The organism is Nocardioides sp. (genome assembly GCF_041600255.1).
Classification (GTDB): domain Bacteria; phylum Actinomycetota; class Actinomycetes; order Propionibacteriales; family Nocardioidaceae; genus Nocardioides.
In genome coordinates, this window is the sequence record NZ_JBFIKK010000123.1 from 1 (window position 1) to 9,431 (window position 9,431).

Annotated in this window: 7 protein-coding genes; 3 read left to right on the plus strand and 4 right to left on the minus strand. The window is 69.7% G+C overall.

The window, feature by feature from the left end; genetic code table 11:
- A partial coding sequence (locus tag ABZE72_RS13420; RefSeq protein WP_372729535.1) for a hypothetical protein occupies window positions 1–337 on the plus strand: 337 nt, incomplete at its 5' end.
- A gap of 10 nt (window positions 338–347) precedes the next feature.
- Here the strand turns inward: ABZE72_RS13420 and ABZE72_RS13425 are convergent.
- The 4 genes from ABZE72_RS13425 to ABZE72_RS13440 form a co-directional block, all read right to left on the minus strand.
- Window positions 348–1,328, minus strand: coding sequence for an MEDS domain-containing protein (locus ABZE72_RS13425; protein ID WP_372729536.1), 981 nt, complete (start codon window positions 1,326–1,328; stop codon window positions 348–350).
- Between the two features lie 71 nt (window positions 1,329–1,399).
- Window positions 1,400–1,603 (minus strand): hypothetical protein, encoded by a 204-nt coding sequence (locus ABZE72_RS13430; protein ID WP_372729537.1) that lies wholly within the window; start codon window positions 1,601–1,603, stop codon window positions 1,400–1,402.
- A 100-nt stretch (window positions 1,604–1,703) separates the two neighbouring features.
- Window positions 1,704–4,943 (minus strand): response regulator, encoded by a 3,240-nt coding sequence (locus ABZE72_RS13435; RefSeq protein ID WP_372729538.1) that lies wholly within the window; start codon window positions 4,941–4,943, stop codon window positions 1,704–1,706.
- 71 nt (window positions 4,944–5,014) lie between these two features.
- Window positions 5,015–6,409, minus strand: a complete 1,395-nt coding sequence (locus tag ABZE72_RS13440) for a serine/threonine-protein kinase (protein ID WP_372729539.1) — start codon at window positions 6,407–6,409, stop codon at window positions 5,015–5,017.
- Window positions 6,410–6,555: 146 nt separating this feature from the next.
- Between ABZE72_RS13440 and tyrS the strand changes: the two genes are divergently transcribed.
- Window positions 6,556–7,827 (plus strand): tyrosine--tRNA ligase, encoded by a 1,272-nt coding sequence (tyrS, locus tag ABZE72_RS13445; RefSeq protein WP_372729540.1) that lies wholly within the window; start codon window positions 6,556–6,558, stop codon window positions 7,825–7,827.
- Between the two features lies 1 nt (window position 7,828).
- Entirely contained in the window at window positions 7,829–8,881 is a 1,053-nt protein-coding gene (locus tag ABZE72_RS13450) for an alpha-hydroxy acid oxidase (RefSeq protein ID WP_372729541.1), read from the plus strand.
- The last annotated feature ends 550 nt before the right edge of the window (window positions 8,882–9,431 follow it).

Here is a 9,431-nt window from a genome sequence, read left to right on the forward strand (position 1 = left end):
CGAGACCACCAAGCGCGGGCTCTACGTGACCGAGGACCCCGGCAGCCACAACAAGGGCGAGGTCAACGCGCGCGTCTTCCGGATCGACCTGGCCACCGGCGCGCGACGTCTGATCGCCGAGATCGACCAGTCCTCCAGCCCGGACCCGACCACGCCGGGGGACTGGGAGACCGCGGGCATCGTCGATGCCTCGTCCGTCTTCGGGAGGGGGACGTTCCTGATCAACGTCCAGGCTCACGGGTGGGACGAGCAGATGGGGGAGCCGGACTACGAGGGCGGCCCCACGCCGTACCGGGAGAAGGGGCAGTTGCTGATCATGAAGGTGAAGCGACCCTGAGGCGAAGGCGTCAGCTCAGGCCGGCCTGGCTGGGGGAGGTGACGAACTCGGCCCACAGGACCTTGCGGTCGGTGTCCATCTCCCAGCCCCACCGGTCGGCGACGCCGGCGATCACGGTCATACCGGGGTCCGAGACGCTCTCGAAGCCGGTGACGCGACTGCTGACCGCACCCTGGCCGGCCTCCTCGAGGGAGACGCGCAACCCTCGCGAGGTTCGCTCCAGACACGCCCGGAACGGCGACCCCATCTCGGTCGCGACGAGGGCGGCCATCTCGGTGATCACCAAACCGGCGTCCGCAGCGAGGTGGTCGGTGTCCCAGAACTCCAGGACGCTGACCGCGAAGCAGCGTACGGCGGGAACCGCTTCGGGGACCGGCAGGAAGACCTCGGACCACTGCAGGTTCCCGCGACCGTAGGGCCGGGGCCAGCCGGCGAGGTACTTGTCCGGGGAGAGCACCGTGGTGTGCCGGTCGCACACCAGACCGATGTCCGAGAGGGCGTCGGCGTCAAGCACGGTGGAGGCGTAGGCGCACAGCAGCGTGAAGTTGCGGTCGACAGCGAGGGAGTTCCAGAGGTCCTCGAGTTCGATGGCTCCAGCGACGTTGTCGTCGTCCCAGAGCAGCGCCACCATCTCGCCGAACACGCGTACGACGTCGGCGTCACCCCGCACGGCATCGACGACGCCACCGATCCGCTGCCGGAAGGCATCCGGGTCGGGGGATCCGTCGACCATGAAGGTGTCCAGGGTGCTCTCGGCGTCCAGCGTGACGAACGTGCCCAGCGCACGAGCCTCGACGGGTTCGTAGCCCCGCGCGTCGAGTTCGGCGTCGAGTTCGCTCAGGCGGGCGGCGGTCGCGACCACGAGCACCGGCTCGCCGTGCTGGAAGCCCTCCGCGACATAGTCGGAGATGGTGAGGACGGTTTCTCGTTCGGAATCACAGAAGGCGACCGTGTGCTGATGCGGTGCTGTGGTGACCCCCCGTGTCTCCATACCGACCAACGTACCCCCGATTTCGGGGCGCTGGACCGCCGAGGAGCCAGATTTTCCCTAGGTGGGGCCGGTCACTCGGATGGTTCGGGCACCTCGCAGTCCACCGTGGGGTTCACCCCGACGTAGTTCAGCGGCCCCGCGACGACGGTGAGCGCTGTGTCCCCGGCTGTCTTGCAGTTGACCTCACGATCGTCACCGAAGTATCCGCGCTGGTAGGCCGCGAACGCTCCGATCACGAGCCAGATGACGAGGATGATGCTGGCCAGGTTCCGCATGGTCTCTCCTGTCTGGCGCTGGGTGCGCGCTCGGTGAGTGGTACCCGCCCAGCGGTTCTCCCCAGGTTGCCCGGCCGTCAAACGACCGACCTGTGCTGGTTCAGTCCGCCGGTGCCTCGTCGGAGTACGTCGCCTGGTAGTCCAGCAGAGCCGTCCTGCCCTCGGTGAGCGCTTCGTCGAGAGCCTCGATGAGCGGCCCCGCCAATTCCGAGGTGCCCTGGTCGACCGCGGTCTCGATCTGCTGGGCGATACGGCCGGCCCGTTCCACCCCGAGGTTGAGTGCCCCACCCGCCAGCTTGTGGGAGACCGCCTTGAGCTGCGCGGAGTCCCCGGTCCGCCAGGCGGTGCGGATCGTCTCCAGCGTGGTCGGGGTCCTGGTGACGAAGTTGCCGATCGCCCGGTCGAGGTAGCTGGTGTCCCCGGGGTCGAGGTCGCGCAGCTCGTCGATGCGGGGGATGTCAAGCCCCCTGAGGGGTTCCTGCCGGGGTGGCTCCTGCGCGGGTGGGGCCGCAGCCGGTCGATCCGGTTCGACCCAGATGTGGTCGTCGTCCAACCACTCCCGCAGGATCGCCGCCACGCCGGCCTGGTCGACCGGCTTGGTCAGGAAGTCGTCCATGCCTGCGGCCAGGCAGCGCTCCCGCTCGCCCTCGACGGCGGCCGCCGTCATCGCGATCACCGGGATGCGCCTGCCGTCGGACTCCCGCTCACGCAGCCGCCGCGTCGCGCCGTACCCGTCGAGCCGGGGCATCTGCACGTCCATCAGGACGGCGTCGAACTGCTCGCTCTCCAGGATCTCCAGGGCCTCGATCCCGTCCGAGGCGGTGACCGCCTCGTACCCCAGGGACTCCAGGATGCCGGCGGCCACGAGCTGGTTCAGCGTGTTGTCCTCCACGACGAGGATCCGGTGCGTGGGTCCCTCGGTGGAGGCCCTGTCCACACCCGAGCCGGTGCGGGTGCCGACGCCCGCCAGGTGCTCGAGCAGGGACGAGCGCAGGACCCCGGCGAGCACGGGCTTGGTGAGGCACTCGGAGATGTTGTAGCGGCGCACGCGGGCCGGGTCCGGGGTCGAGAGGGAGGTGAGCATCACCAGCTCGAGGTCGTCGAAGGCGGGGTCGCGCCGGATGTCGGCCGCCAGGTGGAAGCCGTCCCGCACCGGCATCGCCATGTCGAGCAGGGCGGCCTCGAAGGGGTCCCCGTCGATGAGTGCCTGGTCGAGCATCTGGAGTGCCTCGTCCGCACTGCTGGCGGCGTACGAGCGCACACCCCACCAGGCCAGCTGCTCCTCGAGGATCAGCCGGTTGTGCACGTTGTCGTCCACGATCAGGACGCGCCGCCCGCAGAGGTGGGCGGTGGCGTGGGCGTCGGCGGGGTCGGGTGCGTCTCCGACCGAGGGATCCAGCATCAGCGTGAACCAGAAGACGCTGCCACCGCCCGGGTTGGGCTTCAGCCCGATCTCGCCGCCCATCGCCTCGACGATGTCGCGGGAGATCGCCAGGCCCAGGCCGGTGCCCCCGTGGATCCGGGTGGTGGACGCGTCCGCCTGGGTGAACGGCGCGAAGAGGTCGTCGACCGAGAGCTCGTCGACGCCGACCCCCGTGTCGACGACCTCCACCATCAGGCGCACGCGATCGTCCACGGGCTCCGCGGTGGCCCGGATCATGACCTCGCCCACGTCGGTGAACTTGATGGCGTTCGAGCCCAGATTGGTGAGCACCTGGGCGAGCCGCGTCGGGTCCCCGGCCAGGCTCTCGGGTACCGCCGGGTGGCAGGAGACCATCAGCTCGAGACCCTTGCTGCGGGCGCTCTCGGAGAGCACGTTGGCGACCTGGTCGAAGACCGGCCGGACCTCGAAGTCGATGCGCTCGAGCTCGAGCTTGCCGGCCTCGATCTTCGAGAAGTCCAGGATGTCGTTGATGACGCTGAGCAGCGCGCGCCCGGCGACCTGGACACCGGAGGAGAGCCGGTGCTGGTTGCTGTCGAGGTTGGTGCGCAACAGCAGGTCGTTGAGCCCGATCACGCCGTTGAGCGGTGTCCGGATCTCGTGGCTCATCGTGGCCAGGAACTCCGACTTCTGGCGCGAGGCCTCCATGGCCCCGTCCCGCGCCTGGGCGAGCTCCCGGGCCGTGCGCTCACGCTCGGCGACTCGCCCGAGCTGGACGGCCACCTGCTCGACCATCGCCTGGATCATGTCGTGGCGGAACAGCGGCGGATCCGACGTGATCGTGACGACGGCGCAGACCTCGTCGGCGTACGAGATGCAGAAGGCGATGGTGAGGCGGTCCTCGGACCACAGGCTGGTCTGGTGCTCGAAGGCACGTCGGGCGAGCTCCAGCTCCATTGCGCTGTCGGCGTCTGCCTCGTCCGGCTGGTCGTCGCCCGAGTCTGCGTCGGGGTCGATCAGGAGCGGTACCAGGCCGCTGCCGTCCCGGGCGGGGACGAAGGCCCGGGCACGCCTCCAGTCGTCGTGCAGCAGGACCAGCGACTCCGCCTGACGCAGCACCTCGGTGAGGCTCTCCGCCTCGTTCGCCGCGCTCGCGACGGCCCGCATGATGGCGTTCTGGGACGCGTAGTCCTGCAGGGTCTGCTCGGTCTCCTTGACCTCGGTGATGTCCTGGTGGGTGCCCTTCATCGCCACGGCCCGACCGGCGTCGTCCCGGACGGTGACGCCACGCCCTCGCGTCCACACCCAGGTGTCCCCGGGACCCTTGAGGCGGGCCACGAAGACGAACTCGTCGAGCCCGGCCAGCGCGTCCGCGACGGCGTCGTCGACCGTCGGACGGTCGTCGGGGTGGACGATCTGGATGAACTGCTCGTAGCAGACCGGGAAGGAGTCCGCGCTCAGCCCGTACAGCTCGTAGAGCTGGGCGGACCCCGTGATCTCGTCGCTGGCCAGCTGCCACTCCCAGCTGCCGATCCGCGCGATCCGCTGGGCCTCGGCGAGCCGCTGTTCGTTGGCCCGGACCGTGTCGGCCAGCTGACGCTGCTCGGTGTAGTCGGTGAGCCGGTGGAGGATCCCGGTGAGCGAACCGTCCTCCGCCCGCAGCTCGCTCTCCCGCACCAGCACCCATCGGACGCTGCCGTCACGGCGGACGAACTGGACCTCCACGTTGTGCGGGTTCAACGCACCGGTGCGGAGGTCCGCCAGATGGGCCCGGAACTGCGCCCGGCCCTCCTCGTCGAGGGTGTCGAAGACGGTGAGGTCCATGACCTCGGACTCGGGCACGCCGTACAGCCTGGCGATCTCGGCGTTGGCGTAGATCGTGCGGCCGTCCAGGTCGAGGACCCAGATGCCATCGGGGGATGTCTCGACGATGTCGCGGAACAGGCGGCCGTGGTCCATGTGTCCTCCCGAGGACACGATAGGGGGCCGCCGGTCCTCGGAACGGCTGAACGCACCAGGTCCGGCTGCGTTCATCCCGCCTCTCCGTCGATGAGGAACGTGCCGTTGCGCCGTACCAGCTGCAGGGTGACGTCGTCGCGGACCCGCGCGCCGTCCTGCTTGGTGTACTCGACGGTGTAGCGCACGACCAGGGTGGTGGGATCGGCCGAGGCGTTCACGAGTTCGGCCGAGCGCACCGTGCTCCAGAACCCCGTGTAGCCGCTCAGACCGTTGCTCTGCGCCTGGAACGAGGGCGTGAGCATCGCGAACGCCGTCTCCGGGTCGCGGGTGACCGTCGAGAGGTAGTCGTCCACGAAGTCGGTGAGGTCCTTCTCGGTGACCGGGGCCTTGGCCGGGGTCGACGCCGATCCGCCCGGGGAACGGTCGGCCGGCTCGTCGTCGCCGGTGGAGAGGGAGACGAGTCCCCACAGGACGAGGGCGACCAGGGCGAGGGCAGCCAGGCCGCCGATCACCAGGGCCCCACCCGGCGTACGACGGGGACGGCGCGCCGGGGCGGACGGCGTCGGCTCGGGCGCGGGTGGGAGGGTACGGCGGCTGTTCGGCGGCTGAGCGTCGAGCACCTGCGTCCGTCCGGCGCCGGTCTCGCGCACGGTGGCGGGCGCGGGGTGCAGCACCGTCCCGGTCGGTCCGGCGGCGAGGAAGTCCCGGACCTGCGCCATCGACCAGCGGTCCTCCGGCCGCAGGGTCATCGTCGCCTCGAGCAGGGGAGTGAGCCACCCTGCGTTCGTGAGCCGTGGCGGCTCCTCGTGAACGATCCGGTAGAGCGCCCCCATCAGGTTGTCGCCCACGTCGTACGGCGGCCGGCCGGCCAGAGCGTGGAACAGCGTGGCGCCGACCGACCAGACGTCGCTGGCGTCCCGTGCCATCGCCCCGGACGCGACCTCGGGCGCCAGGTAGGCAGGGGAGCCGGTGACCAGGCCGGTCTGGGTCAGCGTCGCGTCGGCCGAGGCGCGCGCGATCCCGAAGTCGGAGAGCTTCGCCTCGCCGCGGGGGTTCACCAGGATGTTCGACGGCTTCACGTCGCGGTGCACGATGCCGACGGCGTGGGCCGCGGCCAGGGCGTCCGACACCTGACGGATCAGGGGGGAGGCCTGGTCGGGGGTCAGGGCGCCGTCGCGCTTGACGAGCTGTGCCAGCGTGACGCCCTCGACGTACTCCATCACCAGCCACTGGTGGTCGCCCTCGGTGACGAGGTCGAAGACCGCCACGACGTGCGGGTGGTTGAGCCGCGCCGCCAGCCGTGCCTCGCGCTCGGCACGTTCCAGGTCGGGGGTGCCGACGCCGGGCATCATCCCGATGCGCTTGAGCGCGACCTCGCGACCGAGGACGCGGTCGCGGCCGAGCCACACGGCTCCCATGCCGCCACGGCCGATCTCTCGGTCGAGGGTGTACCTGTCTGCGATCACGTGGGGGGACCTCCTGGTGCCGTCCAGAGCCTATCCACGACCCGGTGCCGCCCGGCACTCACCGGCCACGGAGCAAACCGGGTGGGCGTGCGCGCGGGCGATGCGGCAGGCTGGGCCCTGTCAGCTCCCACCACGGAAGGCCTCGCGTGACCATCGATCCCACCCTCCTCGACGACCTCGAGTGGCGCGGACTCATCGCCCACTCGACGGACCTCGACGCGCTGCGCGAGGCCCTCACCGAGGGCAGTGTGCGGTTCTACGTGGGCTTCGACCCGACCGCGCCGAGCCTCCACCTGGGCAACCTGGTCCAGATCCTTACCGCGCGACGGTTGCAGAACGCCGGACACACGCCGTACGCGCTCGTGGGTGGGGCGACCGGCATGATCGGTGACCCTCGCGACTCGGGGGAGCGCGCGCTGAACTCCCTCGACACCGTCAAGGACTGGGTCGAGCGGGTCCGCCGCCAGATCGAGCCGTTCCTGGACTTCGAGGGCGAGAACGCGGCGACCATGGTCAACAACTACGACTGGACCGCGAGCCTGTCGACCATCGACTTCCTGCGCGAGATCGGCAAGCACTTCCCGGTGAACCGGATGCTCGCCCGCGACGTGGTCAAGTCCCGCCTCGAGGCGGGCATCTCCTACACCGAGTTCAGCTACGTGCTGCTGCAGTCCATGGACTTCCTCAACCTGTACCGCGACCACGGGGTGACGCTGCAGTTCGGCGGGTCCGACCAGTGGGGCAACCTCACCGGCGGCGTGGAGCTCATCCGGCGCAGCGACGCCGGCAAGGTGCACGCCTTCGCGACGCCGCTGATCACCAAGGCGGACGGCACGAAGTACGGCAAGACGGAGGGCGGTGCGCTCTGGCTCGACCCGGAGATGATGTCGCCGTACGCCTTCTACCAGTTCTGGCTCAACGTCGAGGACGAGAAGGTGGGCGAGCTGCTCAGGATCTTCACGTTCCTCAGCCGCGCCGAGATCGAGGAGCTCGACGCCCAGATGGCCGAGAAGCCCTTCCTGCGTGCCGGGCAGAAGGCGTTGGCCGAGCACGTCACCACGCTGGTGCACGGGGCCGAGGAGACCGAGCGGATCAAGGCGGCCTCGGCCGCGCTCTTCGGCGGCGGCGACCTGATGGGTCTCAGTCCCGACACCCTCGGTGCCGCCCTGCGCGAGGCGGGCGTCACCCAGGTGGAGCGTGCGGACGTGCTGCCGACCGTGGTCGACCTGCTCGTGGAGACCGGGCTCTCCAAGAGCCGGGGGGACGCCCGGCGGACCATCGGCGAGGGTGGGGCCTACCTCAACAACGTCCGCGTGGAGGACGTCGACCTGGTGCCCACGACCGAGGACCTGATCGGCGGGAGCTGGATGGTGCTGCGCCGGGGGAAGAAGAACTTCGCCGGCGTCGAGGTTCGCTGAGATGACCGGCGCGGGCACCTGGCTCCGCACGCTCGAGGAGCGTGCCCGCGCCGAGCTGCCCACGCCGGTCTTCCAGCACCTCGTCCACGGAGCGCGCGAGTCGGTCACGGCCGAGGAGGCGAACGCCGCCTGGTCGGCGGTGCGGTTCCACCCGCACGTCCTGCGCGACGTCACCGAGATCGACCTCGCGGTCACCCTGCTCGGTGAGCGGTTCGAGGTTCCGTGGGGAGTCGCCCCCACCACCCTGCAGCGGGCCGTCCACCCGGACGGCGAGGTCGCCATGGCCACCGCGTGCGCTGCGGCGGGATCGTTGCTGGTCGTCTCCAGCAACGCTGGAAGCACCTTCGGTGAGATCGCCGCCACCGGCGTGGGCTGGTGGCTGCAGGCCTACCTGCCCGCGGACCGGACCCTGGCACTGCCCCTCCTGGAGCGAGCAGTGGCCGCGGGCGCATCGGCGGTGGTCCTCACGGTGGACACCCCGGTGGTCGGAACCAAGTACGTCGACGGCGTCGGCATCTGGGACACCGTCGAGCCGCACCGGGTGCGCGTGAACTTCGACCCGGGGTACGACGACCAGCCCGGATCGGAGAAGGCGCTCGACCTCGGACCGCACGACGTGGACTGGCTTGCGACCGTGACCGGGCTGCCCGTGGTGGTCAAAGGGGTCCTGCGCCCCGACGACGCCCGCCGGTGTGCGCAGGCCGGTGCCCGCGCGATCTGGGTCTCCAACCACGGGGGTCGCCAGCTCGACCGCTCCGCTCGGACAGCGGACTGCCTCCCCGGTGTCGTGGCAGCTGTCGGAGGCCAGGCGGAGGTGTACGTCGACGGGGGAGTGCGCGACGGGCTCGACGTCCTCGCCGCGACCGCGCTCGGTGCGCAGGCGGTGTTCCTGGGGCGGCTCCCGCTCTACGCGCTCCTCGACGGGGAGCCCGGGGTGCGGCGGATGCACGAGGAACTGTCGCTCCAGACCCGCGAGGCGATGCGCCTCGCCGGCTGCCGAACCGTGCCCGACACGCTCGGAATCGTCGCCCCAGCGGGCCCAACCCCCCTCTGACCTGCGCAAACACGATTGTGGCCCGGGTCACGCCGACCCGATTTGATCAATCGAACCGGCGTCCTCTAATGTTCTGTCTGTCGCCAGGGAGCGGCGGGAAGCAAGGCCGAGGGGCCGGGCTTCCGGCCCCGGGTCGGCCCCCAACTACATCACCTCAACGGGTGGTTCGAGACGCGCCTCCGGGCCGGATCGGAACTCTCCGGGGCGATGGTGTGCGCGGGGAAGGGATGAGGATGGCCCCGGATTTGCGGGGCGGGAATCAAACCGCTAAGTTTTACGAGTCGCCCCACCGCTTGAACCGAGAGGTTCGAGGATGGGACGCGCCTGATTCTTGAGAACTCAACAGTGTGTCATAGTCGACGAATTAGTTTGTTATGCCTCGTCTTCTGTGTTGTCTGCTCTTTGGAGTAGGTGGTGCAGGATTCGATTCTTTTGGTAAGACAATGATTCTGGCAAATTTGTCAGATGTTTTGTTCTTGCCAGGGCATCTCTTTTTCCTCAATCGTGCCTTTGGTGTGGTTGGGGTGTTGTTTTTCAACGGAGAGTTTGA